Below are 20,987 nucleotides of genomic sequence, written 5' to 3' on the forward strand. Positions count from 1 at the left end.
TTTCCTTCCCGCGCATCAATAAAAATGGCGCTGAAAAAATATTCAACGCCATCGACTTTTTATGCCTTTGCGGCATCGTGCAATGCGTGTCGGATGCGGCGTAAACGCCTTATCCGACCTACGGTTCTAACACTGCCCAGGCCTGATAAGACGCGCCAGCGTCGCATCAGGCAAGACTGTATTAATTCGGCGTATAGCCCATTACCACGCCACTTAAGCCAGAAAGTTGCTTCAACTCACCCAGCGAACCTTTCAGCTTATCTTTCGAGGCATCCGGCCCAACCAGAATACGGGTAATTTTACCCTGCACTGGCGTGGATGGCGACGTATAAACCCGATAACCGGCACCGCGCAGCTTACCGACAATCTCATTCACTTTATCGGCATTTTTCAGCGCACCCAGTTGCACAACATAGGCTTTACCCGTTGGCGCTGCTTTTTCTTCCACGACCGGCTTCGGTTCTGGCTTCGGCGCAGGTGGTGCTTCAACCTTCGGTTTAGGCGGCTCCACCGGTTTCGGCTTCGGTGGGGCGACCGGTGCAGGTTCCGGTTCAAACTCGGTGTTATTGGCTGCAATAGTGGTCGGATCGAGCGACGGTGCTGCGGCATCACCTGCCCGCACCTCTTCCGCTGCGCCTTCCGGCGGCTGCGTCGGCAACGCCTGGGTGGCGGCTGGCATCATATCAGGCTCATCGCGATCGCCCGCTTTCGGCACCAGCGGGATAGCCGCGAACTCATCCTGATAATGTTTTTTCTGCCCGTCCAGCAGCCCTGGAAGTACAATCACCCCCAGCGCCACCAGCACGATCGTGCCCACTAACCGATTCTGAAACTTACTTGCCACCGCTTCTCCTCGCGTCAATCACTTCCATGACATGTGCGACAGTGTGGAAAGAACCACACACCAGCACGGTGTCTTCCGCTTTAGCGTCCGCCATTGCGGCATCCCATGCCTGCGCAACGCTATCAAATGATTTGCCGTTACCCAAATGCTCAAGCAGTTGTTCTGCCGTGGCACCGCGCGGCCCTTCCAGTGGCGCACAATACCAGTCATCAACCACGCTTTTCAACCAGGCCAGAGTTCCGGCAATATCTTTATCATGTAGCATACCGATAACCGCCAGCACGCGCCCGTTTTTCGGTAGCGCTTTCATACGCCCGGTGAGATATTCCGCCGCATGTGGATTATGCGCGACATCAAAAATAACGCGTGGCGACTCGCTCACAATCTGGAAACGTCCCGGCAAAATTGCGCTGGCAATCCCGTCGCGAATGGCATTTTCACTGACTTCCAGCCCGCTGGCACGCAGTGCCGCCAGCGCCGTTGCGGCATTCGGTTGCGGGACAAGCGGCAACGGCAGATTTTCCAGCGTGCCGTGAGCATCGCTAAACGCCCAGTCATGATCGGTGACGGAATAGTTCCACTCAACGCCCCGACGTTGTAACAGTGCACCTTTTTCCTGTGCCACATCAGCAATGGTAGAAGGCATTTCCGGCTCACCGACAATTGCCGGTTTTTCGCTGCGGAAGATGCCTGCTTTCTCGCGACCAATACTTTCGCGATCTGGACCCAGCCAGTCGGTATGATCCAGCGCAATACTGGTTACTACCGCGACATCGGCATCGACAATATTGGTTGCGTCCAGACGACCGCCCAGCCCTACTTCCAGAATCACCACGTCAAGTTGTGCCTGCTTGAACAGCCACAACGCCGACAGCGTACCGTACTCGAAATAGGTCAGGGAAATATCACCGCGTGCCGATTCAATCTCCGCAAAAGAGGCGGTGTGGGCCGATTCCGGCAATTCCTGGCCCTGCACACGTACGCGCTCGGTATAACGCACCAGATGCGGTGAACTGTAGACGCCCACTTTGTACCCTGCCGCCATCAGAATCGACTCCAGCGTACGGCAGGTGGTGCCTTTGCCATTCGTACCCGCAACGGTAAACACAAATGGCGCTGGTTTCAGAACGCCAAGACGCGCCGCGACCTGGCTCACGCGCTCAAGGCCGAGATCGATAGTTTTACTGTGCAGGTTTTCCAGATAAGAAAGCCACGAAGCCAGAGGCGACGCGGCTTGAGGAGTGCGTTTGATAATCATGGTATCCGCTGATTCGTTACGGTGAGAATAGCAAAAGGGCAGAGCCAGTGGCCCTGCCCTTATCAGTTATCAGGCCTCAGGTTCCTGATCCGGTACCGGGGGTACCACTACGCCTTCACGCGGCGCTTCAGGATTCGGCGCTGGCAGATTCATCAACTTCGCCAGAATGCTCGCCAGTTTCAGGCGCATTTCCGGACGACGGACGATCATGTCGATGGCGCCTTTCTCGATCAGGAATTCACTGCGCTGGAATCCTGGCGGCAGTTTTTCGCGAACGGTCTGTTCGATAACACGCGGACCGGCAAAGCCAATTAACGCTTTCGGTTCAGCGATGTTGAGATCGCCCAGCATGGCGAAACTTGCAGAAACACCGCCCATCGTCGGGTCGGTCAGCACGGAGATGTACGGCAAGCCGCGCTCCTGCATTTTTGCCAGTGCCGCAGAGGTTTTCGCCATCTGCATCAGCGACATCAGTGCTTCCTGCATACGTGCGCCACCAGAGGCGGAGAAGCAGATCAGCGGGCAGTTATCTTCCAGCGCCTGCTCAACGGCACGCACGAAACGTGCACCCACAACAGACCCCATTGAACCGCCCATAAAGGCGAACTCGAATGCCGCAGCGACAACCGGCATTCCATACAGAGTGCCTTTCATCACCACCAGCGCATCTTTTTCGCCAGTTTCTTTCTGCGCAGATGCCAGACGGTCTTTATACTTCTTGGAGTCACGAAACTTCAGCACATCTTTCGGCTCAAGCTCGCTACCCAGCTCCACAAGGCTTCCTTCATCTAACAGGCTATGCAGGCGATTACGCGCTGTCATACGCATGTGATGGTCACACTTCGGACAGACCTCAAGATTACGTTCCAGCTCAGCGCGGTATAAAACCTGACCGCAGCTATCACACTTAGTCCACACCCCTTCAGGAATGCTCGCCTTGCGGGTGGGAGTAATGTTGCTTTTAATTCGTTCAATCCAGCTCATTAGGGACCTTTCTGTCTGAACCTGGTTCGATGCCAGTTTTATCTTTGGGGACGCATAATGCCATTTTTGCCCCCAACAGACCATGAATGTTGCACATTAAAACATAACAGCCCGAAACTTTGGATAAAAAAGTGGTCGAACCGCGGAGTTACTTTTTATTTTGCGGCGCGTGCCGCAGCGCGTTTGTGACGGATTATTTCGATGACGCCCGGCAAAATAGAAACCACAATAATCCCGACGATCAGCAGCTTAAGGTTATCCTGAACCATCGGGATTGTACCGAAGAAATAGCCTGCGTAGGTAAAAAGCAGTACCCACAACAGTGCGCCGATCACGTTATAAGCGGCGAAATGACGGTACGACATGTGGCCCATTCCCGCAACAAACGGGGCGAACGTTCTGACGATCGGCACAAAACGGGCGAGAATAATCGTTTTGCCGCCATGTTTCTCATAAAACTGATGGGTTTTGTCGAGATAACTGCGACGGAAAATTTTCGAATTGGGATTACTGAACAACTTTTCACCGAACAACCGCCCGATAGTGTAATTGACCGCGTCACCCACAATCGCGGCGATCAGCATCAGCACCACCATCATATGGACGTTGAGATCGTTGGTTTCCAGTGATGCCAACGCTCCGGCAACAAACAGCAATGAATCACCCGGTAAAAACGGCGTTACCACCAGACCGGTTTCACAGAACAAAATTAAGAACAAAATGGCATAAACCCAGACGCCGTACTCCGCGACCAGCTCTGCCAGATGCACGTCAATGTGCAGGATAAAATCGATGAGGAAATAAATCAGGTCCATATTTGCCTATGCCTTGTACTCGTCATCTTTCAGGCTGTAACTACGTTGGCTACAGCCTGAAATGTTCCGAGCATTATTCTCGTTAGTCCGCCAGAAATAGCGGGCCCATTGGCGGTTTTGGAAGATCATACCGGTCAGGGTAATCCACCGCGACCAGATACAGCCCTTCCGCTTTTGCCGTTGCTGCCGCCAGCGTTCTGTCCTTTGCCGCCAGCAACTCTGCTATCCAGCTCTCCGGCTGGTTGTGGGCACCGACTTCCATCAGGCTGCCGACAATATTCCTGACCATATGATGTACAAAAGCATTCGCTTTAATATCTACCACCACATAAGGACCGTGACGCGTGACATTAATATGCATAACGTTGCGCCACGGGGTTCGGGACTGGCACTGCACCGCACGGAACGAGGTGAAATCATTCTCGCCCAGCAAGCATTGCGCAGCCCGATGCATCCGTTCAGCGTCCAGCGGTTCGTAAAAATGGGTTACCCCTTTACTCAGTACCGCCGGGCGCAGCCGATGATTGTAGATGATGTAGCGATAACGGCGAGCCGTGGCGCTAAATCGGGCATGAAAATCATCAGGTACAGCTTTAACCCAACGCACGGCGATGTCACCAGGTAAATTCGCATTTACGCCCAAGGTCCACGCCGCGTCTTTGCGCTGCGCGGTTGTTTCGAAATGCACCACTTGCCCGGTACCGTGTACCCCTGCGTCAGTACGCCCGGCGCAGAAGACGGTGATGGGTTCGTTCGCCACCTGGGAGAGCGCCTTTTCCAGCTTCTCCTGCACACTGCGGACTTCATTCTGCCGTTGCCAGCCGTAATACTTACTGCCGTCGTACTCAATGCCCAGCGCAATTTTATAAACTGGCAGTTGTTGCTGGTCGGACATTAGTACAGATACTCCTGCACCAGTTTCTCGGCGATTTTTACTGCCATCAGCGCGCCGCCAAAGCGAACGTTATCGGCCACCGGCCAGAACTGGACTTGCTCCGGCATACCGTAGTCATTACGCACGCAGCCAACAGAAAGATGCGGCGTACCCGAAGCATCCCCTACCTGAGTCGGGAATTCGTTCTCTTCAGAGAGCACAATATCTTCGCCCTGAGCAAACGCATCACGCGCTTCTTCTGCCGCCAGCGGACGCAGTGCTTCAAAGTTGACCATCTGGGCATGACCGTAGAATACCGGTGCCTGGACGACGCTTGCCGAAATCATCAGCCCTTCGTCCTGCAGGATTTTGCGTACTTCGTCAACGATACGACGTTCTTCACGCACGCTACCTTCGCTATCCGGCAACAACGGCAGCATATTGAACGCCAGTTGACGACCGAAGAAATCTTCTTCGTCAATCGGAATGCCGTTGAGCAATTTCGCACTCTGCCCCGCTAACGCATCGACCGCTTTTTTGCCCTGGGCGGAGGCTGAAATCAGGCTGGTAACACTGATACGCGACAAACCGCCCTGATCGATTAACGGTTTCAGTGCCGCCAGCAGCTGGCTGGTCAGACTGTCTGGTACGGCGATGACATTCCGGTTGCGGTAATCGGTCAGTACAAACGGGTTTACTTCCGGCACCACCAGCGGTACGTCGGGTTCGAGAGCAAACAGTCCGCTGCTGTCGATCACCAGGCAACCTGAGTTGGTCGCTTCTTCAACCCAGGCAGCGGTAGCTTCTTTGCCTGCGACAAAAAATGCCAGCTGCGCCTGCGTCCAGTCGAATTCAGCGGCATCCTGCACGGTGATTGTCTTACCACCAAAGCGCAGTTGTTCGCCTGCGCTTTCGTTACGTGCCAGTGCATAAATTTCCCCAACCGGGAACTGACGTTCAGCCAGCGTTTCAAGCAGGGCTTCGCCCACAGCGCCAGTTGCGCCCAGGACGGCAATGTTCCAGCCTTCAGACATGGTGGTTTACTCCAGAAATAGCAAAGCTCCCTGCCAATGTTACAGCAGAGAGCATGAAGAAGAGATTAACGTGCCGGATGATGAACGGCGTTAAAACCCAGTTTACACAGCAATGATGCCGCACTGGCGTCATCACAAATTACATACAGAGATGACCATTCACGGCGCTCAAGATAGTTTTTGCGCAGTTTATCGAACTCACCCGGTATCCCGGCGACTTTACGCAGCGGTGCGTCATCGCGGCGCACATCATACACCAAATGCACCAGCCTTTTCAGCGTCGGTTGATCGAGCGGGCCATGCAGCGTAATGCGACCAAACTCTGGCGCGGGCAGTAATGTATCCAGCGCAACGTGCTGTTCATGCCCAATAAACTTGCTATAGGCTTCAAACACTTGCGTAGTACCGCGTGCTTTACCTTCCAGGGTATAGCCTGCGATATGCGGCGTGCCGATATCCACTTTTGTCAGCAATTCCACGTTAAGTTCCGGTTCGCCTTCCCAGACATCCAGCACTACGCTTAACTTCTGGCCTTCATTCAGGCAGGTCAGCAACGCAGTATTATCGACGACTGCGCCACGGCAGGCGTTAATCAGAATCGCTCCCGGCTTCAGGCTACGGATCAGTTTTTCATCCGCCAGATGCAGCGTTTTGTACGGCCCGTCTTTGAAGAGTGGCGTATGGAAAGTCAGAATATCCGCATGCTGAACTAATTCATCCAGCGAGCGGAAATCACCCTCATCCCCACGGTCAGCGCGAGGCGGATCGCAAAGCAATGTTTTAATCCCTAACGCTTCCAGTCGCGCCTGCAATCGACGTCCAACGTTACCAACGCCCACGATCCCCACCGTACGGTCGTGCAGTGAAAATCCATCGCGTTCGGCAAGCATCAGTAGTGAGGAGAAAACATATTCCACCACCGCAATCGCATTACAGCCAGGTGCCGCGGAAAAACCAATTCCCGCCTGCTTTAACCATGCTTCATCGACATGGTCGGTCCCCGCTGTGGCAGTACCAACAAATTTAATGGGTTTTCCTGCCAGCAAAGATTCATTCACTTTCGTGACCGAACGCACCATCAGCGCATCCGCGTCTGCCAGTTGAGCGACGGGGATTGGACGCCCGGGAACCGCGGTCACCTCACCCAAACGGCTAAATAAGTCGCGGGCATAAGGCATATTTTCATCAACAAGGATTTTCACGTTTGTGTTACCTGTATGAGACGAGAGTTAACCGGACAAGTGTGCCATAATCTCGCGGCCAGGCATACTTGCGAAGATTTCAGGTATAAGGATACGTAATGATACAACCTATTTCCGGCCCTCCTCCTGGGCAACCACCAGGTCAGGGAGATAACCTGCCGTCTGGCGCGGGCAATCAGCCTTTATCCAGTCAGCAACGTACTTCGCTGGAAAGCTTAATGACGAAAGTGACCTCACTGACGCAACAGCAAAGAGCAGAACTGTGGGCGGGTATCAGGCACGATATTGGTCTGTCGGGAGATTCACCGCTGCTTTCGCGTCACTTCCCTGCCGCTGAGCATAATCTGGCGCAACGTCTGCTGGCCGCGCAAAAAAGCCATTCTGCCCGCCAGCTTTTAGCGCAATTAGGGGAGTATTTACGTCTGGGGAATAATCGTCAGGCGGTCACGGATTATATCCGTCATAACTTTGGTCAGACGCCGCTGAATCAGCTCTCACCGGAGCAATTAAAAACCATTCTCACCCTGTTGCAGGAAGGGAAGATGGTTATTCCGCAACCACAGCAGCGCGAGGCGACCGACCGTCCTTTATTACCGGCGGAGCACAATGCGCTAAAACAGCTGGTGACCAAACTTGCGGCGGCAACGGGGGAACCCAGCAAACAGATCTGGCAATCGATGCTGGAACTTTCCGGGGTGAAAGATGGCGAGTTAATTCCAGCGAAACTGTTTAACCATCTGGTGACCTGGTTGCAGGCGCGCCAGACGTTAAGCCAGCAAAATACGCCGACGCTGGAATCACTACAGATGGCGCTAAAACAACCTTTAGATGCCAGTGAACTGGCGGCGTTATCGGCATATATCCAGCAAAAATATGGCCTTTCTGCGCAATCATCGCTTTCTTCTGCCCAGGCCGAGGATATTCTTAATCAGCTTTATCAACGGCGGGTTAAAGGGATTGATCCGCGTGATATGCAACCGCTGCTTAATCCTTTTCCACCGATGATGGACACGTTGCAAAATATGGCAACGCGTCCCGCGCTGTGGATACTGTTAGTCGCGATTATCCTGATGCTGGTCTGGCTGGTTCGTTAGCCCCGACGAAATGACAGTATCGTGACAATAATTCCCAGCACCGCAGAGATCGCCCCGGCAAGAAATACCGAAGAGTAACCAAACGTGGTCGCCAGCATTCCCGCCAGCGGCCCGGAGACGCCGAGGGCGATATCCTGAAACGCGGCGTAACCGCCCAGTGCGGTGCCGCGAACTTGTGAGGGGACGCGTTTAACCACCTCCACGCCCAGCGCAGGAAAGATAAGCGAACATCCGGCTCCGGTTAACGCCGCGCCCGCTAATGCGACCCACGCACCTGGGGCTTGCCAGAGCAGCAACAAGCCCACCGTTTCTACAAGCAGAGAGACAATCGCCACTTTCACGCCGCCAAAACGGTCCGGCATCCAGCCAAACATGACGCGCATCACGACAAATGCGCCGCCAAACGCGGTAAGAGTAAAGCCCGCCATCGCCCATCCTTTGCTGGCAAAGTAGAGCGAAACGAAAGTCCCGATAACCGCAAAACCAACGCCTTGTAGTGCCAGCCCTAACCCTGGTTTCCAGATAAACCCGACAACGCTCCACAGCGATGGACGTTCTCCCGCCAGGGCCGGTACTTTGCGCACTGTGCCGTTACAGGCCCACGCCAGTAAGGGTAATACCATTGTGGTGATCGCCAGTGCGGCAAAACCGTAATGGCTATGAATCAACAGGCCAAGCGGAGCACCAACAGCGAGGGCACCGTAAATCGCCATTCCATTCCATGACATCACTTTGCCAGAGTGTTTTGGCCCTACGATGCCTAACCCCCAGGTCAGAGCGCCTGTCAGTAACTGGCTTTCACCAAACCCAAGAATCAAACGCCCGATGACCAACAGGGCAAATTTGAACGGTGCGGAGACAGGCAAAATCGCCGCCAGCAGCAACGCGCCGCCAGCCAGACCACAAGCTAACATCCCCTGAAGCGCCGAACGTTTTGCACCATATTGATCGGCCAGTCGCCCGGCATAGCCACGCGTCAGCACCGTAGCCAGAAACTGAATCCCGACGGCAATCCCGACCATGGTATTGCCATAGCCCAGATCATGATGAACAAACAGCGGGATAACCGGCAACGGCAGCCCTACGGTCATGTAGGTGAGAAAAACCGCAAAAGCGATGCGGAAGAGCGAAAAATTGGCAGAAGATCGTGTTTCGGTTTGGCTTACAGCAGTCATGCATTACTCCAGAATGCAGCGCAAGGCGAGGAGTATCCCCGTCTCATCTCTCTGGTTTCAGGGTTACGGTGCGTTGGCAGGATTTAACGCGTACGTCTTTTCAGAAGGAAATCGACAAAGCGGGAAGTTTGCCTGGAACTGGCGGCGATTGTCAATGATGTGAAAAAGGGAACCATCAGGTTCCCTTTTGCGTTAGTGCCGGAGGCCGCATTGGCGCGTAACGTCGGATGCGACGCTGGCGCGTCTTATCCGACCTACTCCGACTACTCCGACTACTCCGACCTACTGCGAATTAATCTTTCAGCTTGCGCATTACCAGCGTGGCGTTGGTGCCGCCGAAGCCGAAGCTGTTAGACATAACGGTGGTCAGTTCGCGATCGGTCGTTTCGGTCACGATGTTCAGACCCGCAGCCTGCTCGTCCAGCTCTTCAATGTTGATGCTCGGGGCGATAAAGCCGTGTTCCAGCATCAGCAGAGAGTAGATAGCTTCCTGTACGCCAGCAGCGCCCAGAGAGTGACCGGTCATGGCTTTGGTTGCAGAAATCGCCGGGCTCTTATCGCCGAACACTTCACGGATAGCTGCCAGCTCTTTCACGTCGCCAACCGGAGTCGAAGTACCGTGGGAGTTCAGGTAATCGATTGGGGTATCAACGCCATGCATCGCCATCTTCATGCAGCGTACTGCGCCTTCGCCAGACGGAGCAACCATGTCTGCACCATCAGAGGTTGCGCCGTAGCCAACGATTTCAGCATAGATGTGAGCACCACGCGCCAGCGCGTGTTCCAGCTCTTCAACCACTACCATACCGCCGCCGCCAGCGATAACGAAACCGTCACGGTGAGCGTCGTAAGTACGGGAGGCTTTTTCCGGGGTGTCGTTGTATTTAGTAGACAGCGCACCCATCGCGTCGAATTCGCAGGCCATTTCCCAGCACAGCTCTTCGCCGCCGCCAGCAAACACGATGTCCTGTTTGCCCAGTTGGATCTGCTCTACTGCGTTACCGATACAGTGTGCGGAAGTCGCACACGCGGAGCTGATGGAGTAGTTAACGCCATGAATTTTAAACGGCGTGGCGAGGCAGGCAGAAACGCCGGATGCCATCGCTTTGGTGACCACATACGGGCCAACCGCTTTCAGGCCGCGCGGGCCGCGCATTGCGTCAGCGCCGAACACCTGGAAACGCGGGGAACCGCCGCCAGAACCTGCAATCAGGCCAACGCGCGGGTTATTCTGGTAAGCTTCCGGAGAAAGGCCCGCATCTGCGATTGCCTGCTCCATAGAAAGGAATGCATAAATGGATGCGTCGCTCATAAAGCGCACAACTTTGCGGTCAATGAGGCCAGTGGTATCCAGTTTTACGTTGCCCCAGACGTGGCTACGCATGCCGGAATCCTTCAGCTCCTGAGAGAAAGTGATCCCTGAACGTCCTTCACGCAGAGATGCCAGGACTTCCTGCTGGTTATTACCGATGCTGGAAACAATGCCCAGGCCAGTAATCACTGCACGTTTCATTCAATACCTCTGTAAGTCGCACATAGAGTAAGTTTCGAATGCACAATAGCGTACACTTGTACGCCGAACAAGTCCGATCAGCCATTTAATAGAGAAATTTGCGCAGCCTTACACACATCGCTAAGATCGAGCCACCGCCTGTAAGACGAGTAACTTACGTGAAACACTACTCCATACAACCTGCCAACCTCGAATTTAATGCTGAGGGTACACCTGTTTCCCGAGATTTTGACGATGTCTATTTTTCCAACGATAACGGGCTGGAAGAGACGCGTTATGTTTTTCTGGGAGGCAACCAATTAGAGGTACGCTTTCCTGAGCATCCACATCCTCTGTTTGTGGTAGCAGAGAGCGGCTTCGGCACCGGATTAAACTTCCTGACGCTATGGCAGGCATTTGATCAGTTTCGCGAAGCGCATCCGCAAGCGCAATTACAACGCTTACATTTCATTAGTTTTGAGAAATTTCCCCTCACCCGTGCGGATTTAGCCTTAGCGCATCAACACTGGCCGGAACTGGCTCCGTGGGCAGAACAACTTCAGGCGCAGTGGCCAATGCCCTTGCCCGGTTGCCATCGTTTATTGCTCGATGAAGGCCGCGTGACGCTGGATTTATGGTTTGGCGATATTAACGAACTGACCAGCCAACTGGACGATTCGCTAAATCAAAAAGTAGATGCCTGGTTTCTGGACGGCTTTGCGCCAGCGAAAAACCCGGATATGTGGACGCAAAATCTGTTTAACGCCATGGCAAGGTTGGCGCGTCCGGGCGGCACGCTGGCGACATTTACGTCTGCCGGTTTTGTCCGCCGCGGTTTGCAGGACGCCGGATTCACGATGCAAAAACGTAAGGGCTTTGGGCGCAAACGGGAAATGCTTTGCGGGGTGATGGAACAGACATTACCGCTCCCCTGCTCCGCGCCGTGGTTTAACCGCACGGGCAGCAGCAAACGGGAAGCGGCGATTATCGGCGGTGGTATTGCCAGCGCGTTGTTGTCGCTGGCGCTATTACGGCGCGGCTGGCAGGTAACGCTTTATTGCGCGGATGAGGCCCCCGCACTGGGTGCTTCCGGCAATCGCCAGGGGGCGCTGTATCCGTTATTAAGCAAACACGATGAGGCGCTAAACCGCTTTTTCTCTAATGCGTTTACTTTTGCTCGTCGGTTTTACGACCAATTACCCGTTAAATTTGATCATGACTGGTGCGGCGTCACGCAGTTAGGCTGGGATGAGAAAAGCCAGCATAAAATCGCACAGATGTTGTCAATGGATTTACCCGCAGAACTGGCTGTAGCCGTTGAGGCAAATGCGGTTGAACAAATTACGGGCGTTGCGACAAATTGCAGCGGCATTACTTATCCGCAAGGTGGTTGGCTGTGCCCAGCAGAACTGACCCGTAATGTGCTGGAACTGGCGCAACAGCAGGGTTTGCAGATTTATTATCAATATCAGTTACAGAATTTATCCCGTAAGGATGACTGTTGGTTGTTGAATTTTGCAGGAGATCAGCAAGCAACACACAGCGTAGTGGTACTGGCGAACGGGCATCAAATCAGCCGATTCAGCCAAACGTCGACTCTCCCGGTGTATTCGGTTGCCGGGCAGGTCAGCCATATTCCAACAACGCCGGAACTGGCGAAGCTGAAGCAGGTGCTGTGCTATGACGGTTATCTCACGCCACAAAATCCGGCGAATCAACATCATTGTATTGGTGCCAGTTATCATCGCGGCAGCGAAGATACGGCGTACAGTGAGGACGATCAGCAGCAGAATCGCCAGCGGTTGATTGATTGTTTCCCGCAGGCACAGTGGGCAAAAGAGGTTGATGTCAGTGATAAAGAGGCGCGCTGCGGTGTGCGTTGTGCCACCCGCGATCATCTGCCAATGGTAGGCAATGTTCCCGATTATGAGGCAACACTCGTGGAATATGCGTCGTTGGCGGAGCAGAAAGATGAGGCGGTAAGCGCGCCGTTTTTTGACGATCTCTTTATGTTTGCGGCTTTAGGTTCTCGCGGTTTGTGTTCTGCCCCGCTGTGTGCCGAGATTCTGGCGGCGCAGATGAGCGACGAACCGATTCCGATGGATGCCAGTACGCTGGCGGCGTTAAACCCGAATCGGTTATGGGTGCGGAAATTGTTGAAGGGTAAAGCGGTTAAGGCGGGGTAATCTGCTCTCGCAGTGTTTGCCGGATGCGGCGTGAACGCCTTATCCGACCTACGTGTGACGTGTAGGCCTGATAAGACGCGCAAAGCGTCGCATCAGGCATGGTGCTCCAGACGCCGCAACTTACTGCTGTGACGCCTGCTGAAACAGGTTTTCCCACATATCGGTCACCAGCGCCTGGTCACGCGGCGACAATTCACCGGCACCAATGGCTTTTTCCAGACTCTGGCTAACGGTCGTATGCACCGCCTGAGCGGAGTGGTCATCACCACTTTCCAGTTCTGCGATGGCTAATGTCAGGTGGCCACGCAAATACCCACTGGCAAACAACTCATCATCACTGACATGGTCAACCATATCGTCGATTAATGCCAGAATGCGGGATTCAAACTCCGCGATCATCTTCTTTCCTCATTGTAAAACGTGGCGCTGGCTTTAGTTGAGCGCTTCCGGCCACGGGAACTGTTCCGCCGTAAGTTCCGGCGTGTGATAATAATTTTGTAGTGCTTTAATGAAGCGTGCCGGGCGTTCAGGAATGCCGTTTGCTAGGTAATCCATCACCTGCGCATGTACCCGCCGTTGAAACACCACACGATCCGGTTCGAAGTCGCCTTCCAGATTGTCGCAACTGACGTTAAACGGATATCCCGCCGCCACACAGAACAACCAGTCGAACGCCTGCGGCTTCACTTCAACATCTTCAAACTGGCTTTGCGTTTGGGCATCGCGTCCGTCCGGGCAATACCAGTAGCCGAAATCAACCAGCTCACGGCGCGCTTTTCCGGCAATACACCAGTGCGAAATCTCATGAATTGCGCTGGCATAAAAGCCGTGGGCAAAGACAATTCGGTTATACGGTACTTCCGCATCAGCAGGAAGATAGATCGGTTCGTCGTCGCCTTTAATCAGACGGGTATTAAATTCATCGGCAAAGCAGCTATTAAAAATTTCAATCAACTGCTCATAGTGGTGTGTACTGTTCATTAGTTCATCCCCAACCAGTGGAGGATCTCCTGTCCGTGGCTATCGTAAAGTAATTTGGCACTCATCACCGCCGAGACGATAACAATCATCGGGCGGATCAGCTTTTGTCCTTTGCTCAACACCAGCCGTGAACCCATGCGCGCGCCGAGGAACTGCCCCACCAGCATCACAAAGCCCGTCGCCCAAATCACTTTGCCGCCGAGAATAAACAGCAGCAGACCGCCAATGTTTGACGTTGCGTTGAGTAATTTGGCGTGAGCCGTGGCTTTGGCGAGGTTGAATCCGCACAGCGTAACGAAGGCCAGCGCGTAAAACGATCCGGCAGCCGGGCCAAAGAATCCGTCATAAAAACCGACGCAGCCACCGGCAATTAACGCGAAGGGTAAACCGTACATCCGGCGCTGGCGATCTTCTTCACCCAGCTTTGGCATCAGCAAGAAATAGAGGCCGATACAAATCACCAGAATGGGCAAAATCTGCCGTAAGACATCAGCCTGAACGTACTGTACCAACAGTGCGCCGCTCATTGAGCCGACAAAGGTCATGGCAATATTGAGTTTCTGATCGCTTAAACTAACCACTTTGCGGCGAATAAAATAGATAGTGGCGGAAATAGAGCCGCCGCAGGCTTGCAGTTTATTGGTTGCCAACGCGTTAGCGGGAGACATCCCCGCTGCCATCAATGCCGGAATGGTGAGTAACCCACCGCCACCGGCAATCGAGTCGATAAATCCCGCCAGCATGGCGACAAAAAAGAGAACTCCCAGCAACAGCGGGGAAACCATAAACAGGCTATTAAACGTTTCCATTAGATCACGTGCTCATCCAGTAGCGCCTGGCAGGAAGGCGGCAACGGAGGCGGTGTCTTCTTCTCAGGCTTTGTTGTTCCCGGTTTTGGAGGTTCAAACCAGCTTTGCAGTTCTGCCCCGCAACCATCGCCTGGTGGCGGTAAAGGTTGATCTTCACACTCCAGACTATCGGCAGGACAACGTAATCGTACATGCATATGCGCACGATGCTGGAACCAGGGTCGCACTTTGCGCAACCAGTCGCGATCGGTGCCCGCATCTAGGCAAAGTTGTTGTTTAATCGCCGGATTAACAAAAATGCGTGTGACGTCTTTGTCCTGGGCGGCGAGTTTGATCAAGCTGAAAATTTCTGGCTTCCACAGCGTCGGAACAACGTGTTTACCGTCGCGGGAAACTAAGTCCAGTGCTTGCGGGCGCAAGAGCTGCGCGGAGGTCCAGCGAGTTTTCGGCAGTTGCAGAAAGATATCGACATCCAGTCCGGTCTGGTGGCTGGCATGACCGCCGTTGAAACGCCCACCAGCGGGCATCCCCATATCGCCAATCAGCACCGTACCCATGCCCAGATTGCTCACCTGGCTACTCAGACGCTGGATAAACATCACCAGATCCGGGTGACCGAAATAGCGACGCTGATCGGTACGCATGACCTGATAATGTTCGGACTGTATCGGCAACGTGTCAGCGCCGACAATACAGCCATTAGAAAAACTGCCTATCGATTGTGCGCTACCCGGCACAGGTTGGGTTATTTTTTGCCACGGCGTCGCTGCCAGGCTAGCGCTACTGGCAAGCAGAGCCAGCAGCGCAATCGCGGTTTTGTTCATTTTTTACCAGCGTGGAATATCAGTCTTCACATCGGCATTTTGCGCCCGCTGCCGTAGCAGGTGATCCATTAAAACGATCGCCAGCATCGCTTCAGCGATCGGCACCGCGCGGATCCCGACACAGGGATCGTGACGGCCTTTGGTGATCATCTCAACTTCTTCGCCAAAGCGGTTAATAGTGCGCCCCGGCACGGTAATGCTGGAGGTCGGTTTCAGCGCCATATGGGCAATGATTTGCTGCCCGCTGCTGATACCGCCGAGAATGCCGCCCGCATGGTTGCTCTGGAAACCGTCTTTGGTGATTTCGTCGCGGTTCTGGCTGCCGCGCAGCGCCACTACGTCAAAACCGTCGCCAATTTCCACGCCTTTCACCGCGTTGATGCTCATCAGCGCATGGGCGATGTCGGCATCCAGGCGGTCAAAGACCGGCTCGCCAAGTCCGGCGGGGACACCACTGGCAACAACGGTGACTTTCGCGCCGATGGAGTCGCCCTCTTTTTTCAGCGCGCGCATCAGTTCATCTAACGCGTCGATTTTATCCGGGTCCGGGCAGAAGAACGGATTTTGTTCAACCTGCGACCAGTCTTTGATTTCCAGCGGAATGTCGCCCATCTGGGTCAGGCAGCCGCGGATTTCAATACCAAATTTCTCAGCGAGATATTTTTTGGCAATCGCCCCTGCCGCTACGCGCATGGCGGTTTCGCGGGCGGAAGAACGTCCACCGCCGCGATAATCGCGCAGTCCGTATTTTTGTTCGTAGGTGTAATCGGCATGGCCTGGACGGAAAACGTCCTTAATCGCACTATAATCCTGAGAACGCTGGTCGGTATTTTCGATCAACAAGCCAATGCTGGTGCCAGTAGTAACGCCTTCAAAAACACCGGAGAGAATTTTGACCTGATCCGGCTCGCGGCGCTGGGTGGTATAGCGCGATGTCCCAGGGCGACGACGCTCGAGGTCATGTTGCAGGGCCGCTTCCGTCAGCGGAATGCCTGGCGGAACACCATCGACGATGCAGCCGAGCGCCAGCCCGTGCGATTCGCCGAAGGTGGTTACGCGAAAGAGTTGTCCAATTGTGTTTCCAGCCATCACGGCTCCGTTATTGTTGTGTTTGCGTGTTTACTTAATCTTTATAAATCGCGAAATGTTCACGGGCCGCCAGCAGCTGCTCTTTGGTGAGCATAAACACACCATCGCCGCCGTTATCAAACTCCAGCCAGGTGAACGGAACATCCGGATATTGTTCCATAAGATGTACCATGCTGTTGCCGACTTCACAAATCAACACGCCATCATCCGCAAGGTAATCTGCCGCGTTTCCGAGAATGCGACGCGTCAGTTTCAGGCCGTCGGTGCCAGATGCCAGGCCTAGTTCCGGCTCGTGACGGTATTCGTTTGGCAGGTCGGACATATCTTCCGCATCGACATACGGCGGGTTAGTGACAATCAGGTCGTACTGCACTTTCGGCAAGTCGCGGAACAGATCGGAACGAATCGGAATGACGTTGTGGATCAGACCGTGTTCTTCGATGTTCTGTTCGGCAACCGCCAGCGCGTCGGGAGAGATATCTACCGCGTCGACTTCCGCTTCCGGGAAGGCATAAGCACAGGCAATGGCGATGCAGCCGCTACCGGTACACATATCTAAAATATGCTGCGGTTGCTTGCTGATGAGTCCGGCAAATTTATTGTTGATCAGTTCACCAATCGGTGAGCGCGGCACCAGCACGCGTTCATCGACGTAAAATTCATGACCGCAGAACCAGGCTTTGTTGGTCAGGTAAGCCACCGGAATGCGCTCGTTGACGCGGCGGATCACGCGTTCAACAATACGGTGTTTTTCGCTGGAGGTCAGACGCGCGGTGCGCATATCTTCCGGGATATCCAGCGGCAGGTAGAGCGATGGTAACACCAGCTGTACGGCTTCATCCCACGGGTTATCGGTGCCGTGACCGTACCAGATATTTGCCGCGCTGAAGCGGCTTACCGACCAGCGCAACATGTCCTGAATGGTTTGCAGCTCATTTACTGCTTCATCAACGAAAATTTTATCCACGTATTCCTCCAGGGCATGATCGCAATAATTTCGGCGGCTAGTTTGCCATGAAGATGACGATAAATCAGCATTCACGCGCGGTGAGTGAGGAAAAATACGTTTAAAACGATCGATTGTGCTACGAGTCGGGTAAACTGTAGGAAAATTAGAAATAGAGACAGATAAATGAAAAAGAAAACAACACTTAGCGAGGAGGACCAGGCTCTGTTTCGCCAGTTGATGGCGGGGACTCGCAAGATTAAGCAGGACACGATTGTCCACCGACCGCAGCGTAAAAAAATCAGCGAAGTGCCGGTGAAACGCTTGATCCAGGAGCAGGCTGATGCCAGCCATTATTTCTCCGATGAGTTTCAGCCGTTATTAAATACCGAAGGTCCGGTGAAATATGTTCGCCCGGATGTCAGCCATTTTGAGGCGAAGAAACTGCGCCGCGGCGATTATTCACCGGAATTGTTTTTGGATTTACACGGTCTGACGCAGCTGCAGGCCAAGCAGGAACTGGGCGCGTTGATTGCCGCCTGTCGCCGCGAACATGTGTTTTGTGCCTGCGTGATGCATGGGCACGGGAAGCATATTTTGAAGCAACAAACACCGCTGTGGCTGGCACAACATCCGCATGTGATGGCATTTCACCAGGCACCGAAAGAGTACGGCGGTGATGCGGCTTTGTTGGTGTTGATTGAAGTGGAAGAGTGGTTGCCGCCGGAGTTGCCCTGAATGCTGGCAGCAAATGCCGGAGCAGCCTAAACGCCTTATCCGGCCTACAAATATGTGATAATTCAATAAATTGCAATTCACTTCGTAGGCCTGATAAGACGCATCAGAGCAATACTACGAACTACAGTTCATTCAATACATACTGAAAACGACACGTCGAATCAATCGGTTGCCCACTACTGGTATTCACATTCACCACAATATCGTGTAGTACTTTATCCGTTACCGGATGACGAGTTGGCGTAACCGTTACCGTTGATTTATCACAACCGTAAGAGGTAAAGGTTAACAATTCTGATACCGCGCGGCAGTATGCTCCTCTGCCATCATTATCAGAAAAATTACTGCCATCACAGAGTCTGCCGCCTTCCATCAAGTAGGTCGAAAGCGTGGTGGTCACTGTTGACCCCGTGGACTGAATTCGTAACGCCTTATTATGGCTGACATAATTTTCACTCCAGGAGATATCGTATGAAGCGACCGGTATCGTTGGGCATATTGTGTTATGCACTGTAGGGGCCGTATAGCTTCCAAATCCGGGTAAATCTGTATAGGAATAAAAGGATGCGATCCAAGGGCAACCATAATCATCAGATGCAACGGTAATTTTAAACGTCATATATGCACAACGAAAAATTTTCGTATCTATGCCAGGGCAATTTGAGTTATTAATTGTATCAAAGTCAGTCAGTACCAAAGTTGGAGCTGAACCCGACCCAGACCAGGAAATAACCCGCAACGTATCGCCTTTATACGCAAAAGAATCATATTTCCCATATGCAACCTCCTTTGGCGTTATCACCGTAACATTGAAAACACTGCTCGCTACAGCACCGGTTACCTTGTCCATGGCATAATAAACTCTCACACTGTCAAAACTCGCACTCATAAGTTTATCTCCAGCATAACTCTTAGATGCGCCGACAACACTCAGAACGAGCAGCATTAGGCTCGCGAAAATTATGGTCCATTTTTTCATTTCAGAAATACTCAAAGGTTGCCGTCACTGTGGCACTAAAGTCTCCGGACGTTACATCTCGCCCGCTCTTTGCCTGTAACCAGGTATTAAAATTTAGGCTGTTATTTCCCTGATTCAGCGGGAGCGTGACGCCTGTTGTATTGTTGATTGGCACCGATGTGCCTGCCGCAGTTTCAATACCAATCCCAGCGCCGGATGCTGATGACGAGGAGTCAAAGGCCAGAAAGCCGGGTAGAGCACTATCTTCTGTTCCTGTCAACGTTACTTTGACATTAAACAATGTAGAACTATGACAATCTTTCAATTGAAACACCAATGGCACTCGCTCTGACTGCCCAAGGTTCATTAAATCGCTGGCGGCAATGGCAGGAAAATGTACTTCTGCCAACTGGCTACCATTAATCACTGGCGTACACGATTTACTGATTAAATTGCCGGTAAAGTGCAAATTATCTCCTGCTATTGTGGTTCCACTGCCCAGCAACATCAGGCTACTAATAAAAAACAACGTACGCTTTTTCTTCATTGGTAATCTACCTGTAACGTGGCCCAGGCCTCAAAGTCCGCCTCTGGCAGAACGACACCACTCTTTTTTACTGGCACAGCCGTTAACACCGGTAAATCGGTTTCATTCACCACAAGTGGCGTATTGATCGTAAAACTCTGCCCTGCCTGTTTGAGCTGAATGCCTAAACCAGTGATATTGCTGCTTACTGCAGCATTATCAAAATCGCTTGGTGTGCCACTCCAGCTCAAGGTCATTTCCATTAATGGGTCGCGAACCGCCGTATCGCAGGTAATGGAATACGGCACGGTTTGCTCATAATTGCTGCCATTAATGTCATCAATAAGCACATCCTGAAAAGTTATTTCAATGGTTTGAGCGTTGCTAATCGTGCAGTTAGGTGGCTGCACTAAATAACCGTGAAAAGAGACGTTTGAGAGTGCCATCGAGCAAAAGCCCCACAGCAAAATAAGCGAGATCCGTTTCATTGGTAATCCACCACAATTGTGGCACTGGCGTTAAATTCAGCTGCCGCTAACGTTGTACCACTCTGTTTCACCGGCACAGCTTCCAGAACGGGAACTCCCGAGGAAAAATTAAATGGCAACCATGAGCCAGAGGTTAAGTCGAGTATTGTGTGATCACTACTTTTCTGAACCCGAATACCAAACCCAGGAATCCCCGTGCTGATAACTGTTTCACCGTTAATCACGACCGTTGTCGCCTGCATCTGTAGACGCAGGTCATCCATTGCCAGATTGTTACAAACAAGCGAGTAGTCAATGGGACGTTTATAATCAACCCCATTGATCTTATTAATGAATACATTACCAAACTCAACTGCCGCACCATTTACCGTACAAGGAGGAGGGGCATCGACAAGCACCCGTAAATTCATACTTACTGACTTACTCGCTGCAACTGCAAAGCCGCTACCAACACAACATATCAGTAACCCAGTTACCGCCCAGACAGAACAAGATCCTTTCATACTGGCTCTCCCGGCCTCAGCCTTTGCGGCTCTGCTCTTCATCGACCTGGCAACTGTTACCGTTGCAAGTGAAAAAGAGCGGCATCCGAGCGCCATAGTCGTTGACATAGGTCAGTACCGGCACACTACCCATCTTCACATTCAGCGGTGCAGAGGTTTTCGGCGAC

23 protein-coding genes are annotated in these 20,987 nt (G+C 52.9%); 3 read left to right on the top strand and 20 right to left on the bottom strand.

Translation table 11 applies throughout. From position 1 onward, the window contains the following. Positions 1 to 181: 181 nt before the first annotated feature. The 7 genes from dedD to pdxB all read right to left on the bottom strand — a co-directional run bounded on the left by dedD (position 182) and on the right by pdxB (position 7,011). Positions 182 to 844, bottom strand: coding sequence for a cell division protein DedD (dedD, locus tag QZF50_RS06955; RefSeq protein WP_000157015.1), 663 nt, complete (start codon positions 842 to 844; stop codon positions 182 to 184). Beyond that, positions 834 to 2,102, bottom strand: coding sequence for a bifunctional tetrahydrofolate synthase/dihydrofolate synthase (gene folC, locus QZF50_RS06960; protein ID WP_000584575.1), 1,269 nt, complete (start codon positions 2,100 to 2,102; stop codon positions 834 to 836). The genes dedD and folC overlap by 11 nt, the downstream gene beginning before the upstream one ends. A gap of 69 nt (positions 2,103 to 2,171) precedes the next feature. Next, positions 2,172 to 3,086, bottom strand: a complete 915-nt coding sequence (accD, locus tag QZF50_RS06965; RefSeq protein WP_000118404.1) for an acetyl-CoA carboxylase, carboxyltransferase subunit beta — start codon at positions 3,084 to 3,086, stop codon at positions 2,172 to 2,174. 155 nt (positions 3,087 to 3,241) lie between these two features. Beyond that, positions 3,242 to 3,901: a DedA family protein gene (locus tag QZF50_RS06970; protein WP_000364335.1), complete on the bottom strand. Its 660-nt coding sequence runs from the start codon at positions 3,899 to 3,901 to the stop codon at positions 3,242 to 3,244. An 82-nt stretch (positions 3,902 to 3,983) separates the two neighbouring features. Next, the gene (gene truA, locus QZF50_RS06975; protein ID WP_001283581.1) at positions 3,984 to 4,796 is read right to left on the bottom strand and encodes a tRNA pseudouridine(38-40) synthase TruA; all 813 of its coding nucleotides are present in this window, start codon (positions 4,794 to 4,796) and stop codon (positions 3,984 to 3,986) included. Beyond that, positions 4,796 to 5,809, bottom strand: a complete 1,014-nt coding sequence (locus QZF50_RS06980) for an aspartate-semialdehyde dehydrogenase (RefSeq protein WP_061892461.1) — start codon at positions 5,807 to 5,809, stop codon at positions 4,796 to 4,798. Before QZF50_RS06980 ends, truA begins: the two co-directional genes overlap by 1 nt. A 65-nt stretch (positions 5,810 to 5,874) precedes the next feature. Further along, entirely contained in the window at positions 5,875 to 7,011 is a 1,137-nt protein-coding gene (gene pdxB, locus QZF50_RS06985) for a 4-phosphoerythronate dehydrogenase PdxB (RefSeq protein ID WP_000699121.1), read from the bottom strand. A gap of 98 nt (positions 7,012 to 7,109) precedes the next feature. Between pdxB and flk the strand changes: the two genes are divergently transcribed. Then, entirely contained in the window at positions 7,110 to 8,105 is a 996-nt protein-coding gene (gene flk / locus QZF50_RS06990; RefSeq protein WP_000615813.1) for a flagella biosynthesis regulator Flk, read from the top strand. On the opposite strand, the gene QZF50_RS06995 is transcribed toward flk, so the two are convergent. Continuing rightward, positions 8,102 to 9,280, bottom strand: coding sequence for an MFS transporter (locus QZF50_RS06995; RefSeq protein ID WP_000127749.1), 1,179 nt, complete (start codon positions 9,278 to 9,280; stop codon positions 8,102 to 8,104). The two genes, flk and QZF50_RS06995, sit on opposite strands and share 4 nt — an antisense overlap. Before the next feature lie 292 nt (positions 9,281 to 9,572). After that, positions 9,573 to 10,793, bottom strand: a complete 1,221-nt coding sequence (fabB, locus tag QZF50_RS07000) for a beta-ketoacyl-ACP synthase I (RefSeq protein ID WP_000817178.1) — start codon at positions 10,791 to 10,793, stop codon at positions 9,573 to 9,575. 158 nt (positions 10,794 to 10,951) lie between these two features. Here fabB and mnmC point away from each other — a divergent pair, with 158 nt between their 5' ends. Continuing rightward, positions 10,952 to 12,958 carry a bifunctional tRNA (5-methylaminomethyl-2-thiouridine)(34)-methyltransferase MnmD/FAD-dependent 5-carboxymethylaminomethyl-2-thiouridine(34) oxidoreductase MnmC gene (gene mnmC / locus QZF50_RS07005; RefSeq protein WP_001471931.1) on the top strand — a complete coding sequence of 669 codons (2,007 nt, stop codon included), beginning with the start codon at positions 10,952 to 10,954 and terminating at the stop codon, positions 12,956 to 12,958. A 120-nt stretch (positions 12,959 to 13,078) separates the two neighbouring features. Here the strand turns inward: mnmC and QZF50_RS07010 are convergent, their stop codons facing one another. From QZF50_RS07010 to prmB, 6 genes are read right to left on the bottom strand one after another with little or no spacing between them, the layout of a single operon-like run. Beyond that, a complete protein-coding gene (locus QZF50_RS07010) occupies positions 13,079 to 13,357 on the bottom strand; it encodes a YfcL family protein (protein WP_061892462.1) in 279 nt (92 codons plus the stop codon). A gap of 33 nt (positions 13,358 to 13,390) precedes the next feature. Beyond that, on the bottom strand, positions 13,391 to 13,939 hold the full coding sequence (gene epmC, locus QZF50_RS07015; protein WP_001089232.1) for an elongation factor P hydroxylase: 549 nt from the start codon (positions 13,937 to 13,939) through the stop codon (positions 13,391 to 13,393). Continuing rightward, on the bottom strand, positions 13,939 to 14,748 hold the full coding sequence (locus QZF50_RS07020) for a sulfite exporter TauE/SafE family protein (RefSeq protein ID WP_000447361.1): 810 nt from the start codon (positions 14,746 to 14,748) through the stop codon (positions 13,939 to 13,941). The genes epmC and QZF50_RS07020 overlap by 1 nt, the downstream gene beginning before the upstream one ends. After that, positions 14,748 to 15,572 (bottom strand): penicillin-insensitive murein endopeptidase, encoded by an 825-nt coding sequence (gene mepA, locus QZF50_RS07025; protein ID WP_001043813.1) that lies wholly within the window; start codon positions 15,570 to 15,572, stop codon positions 14,748 to 14,750. Before mepA ends, QZF50_RS07020 begins: the two co-directional genes overlap by 1 nt. A 3-nt stretch (positions 15,573 to 15,575) precedes the next feature. After that, the gene (aroC, locus tag QZF50_RS07030; RefSeq protein ID WP_290388838.1) at positions 15,576 to 16,661 is read right to left on the bottom strand and encodes a chorismate synthase; all 1,086 of its coding nucleotides are present in this window, start codon (positions 16,659 to 16,661) and stop codon (positions 15,576 to 15,578) included. Between the two features lie 34 nt (positions 16,662 to 16,695). After that, positions 16,696 to 17,628, bottom strand: coding sequence for a 50S ribosomal protein L3 N(5)-glutamine methyltransferase (gene prmB / locus QZF50_RS07035; RefSeq protein ID WP_001306448.1), 933 nt, complete (start codon positions 17,626 to 17,628; stop codon positions 16,696 to 16,698). Positions 17,629 to 17,793: 165 nt separating this feature from the next. On the opposite strand from prmB, the gene smrB reads away from it, so the two are divergent. After that, complete coding sequence (gene smrB / locus QZF50_RS07040; RefSeq protein ID WP_000730806.1) at positions 17,794 to 18,345, top strand: endonuclease SmrB; 552 nt, start codon at positions 17,794 to 17,796, stop codon at positions 18,343 to 18,345. A gap of 121 nt (positions 18,346 to 18,466) precedes the next feature. Here smrB and QZF50_RS07045 read toward each other — a convergent pair whose 3' ends face one another. The 5 genes from QZF50_RS07045 to QZF50_RS07065 all read right to left on the bottom strand — a co-directional run. Beyond that, a complete protein-coding gene (locus QZF50_RS07045; RefSeq protein WP_001356216.1) occupies positions 18,467 to 19,339 on the bottom strand; it encodes a StfH/YfcO family fimbrial adhesin in 873 nt (290 codons plus the stop codon). Continuing rightward, positions 19,326 to 19,850, bottom strand: coding sequence for a fimbrial protein (locus QZF50_RS07050; protein WP_000730291.1), 525 nt, complete (start codon positions 19,848 to 19,850; stop codon positions 19,326 to 19,328). The genes QZF50_RS07045 and QZF50_RS07050 overlap by 14 nt, the downstream gene beginning before the upstream one ends. Next, entirely contained in the window at positions 19,847 to 20,317 is a 471-nt protein-coding gene (locus QZF50_RS07055) for a fimbrial protein (RefSeq protein ID WP_000822649.1), read from the bottom strand. Before QZF50_RS07055 ends, QZF50_RS07050 begins: the two co-directional genes overlap by 4 nt. Next, a complete protein-coding gene (locus tag QZF50_RS07060; RefSeq protein WP_000842082.1) occupies positions 20,314 to 20,862 on the bottom strand; it encodes a fimbrial protein in 549 nt (182 codons plus the stop codon). Before QZF50_RS07060 ends, QZF50_RS07055 begins: the two co-directional genes overlap by 4 nt. Beyond that, a partial coding sequence (locus QZF50_RS07065) for a hypothetical protein (RefSeq protein ID WP_290388839.1) occupies positions 20,837 to 20,987 on the bottom strand: 151 nt, incomplete at its 5' end. The genes QZF50_RS07060 and QZF50_RS07065, both read right to left, overlap by 26 nt.

The sequence above is a fragment of the uncultured Escherichia sp. genome (genome assembly GCF_948475835.1).
GTDB lineage: Bacteria > Pseudomonadota > Gammaproteobacteria > Enterobacterales > Enterobacteriaceae > ECMA0423.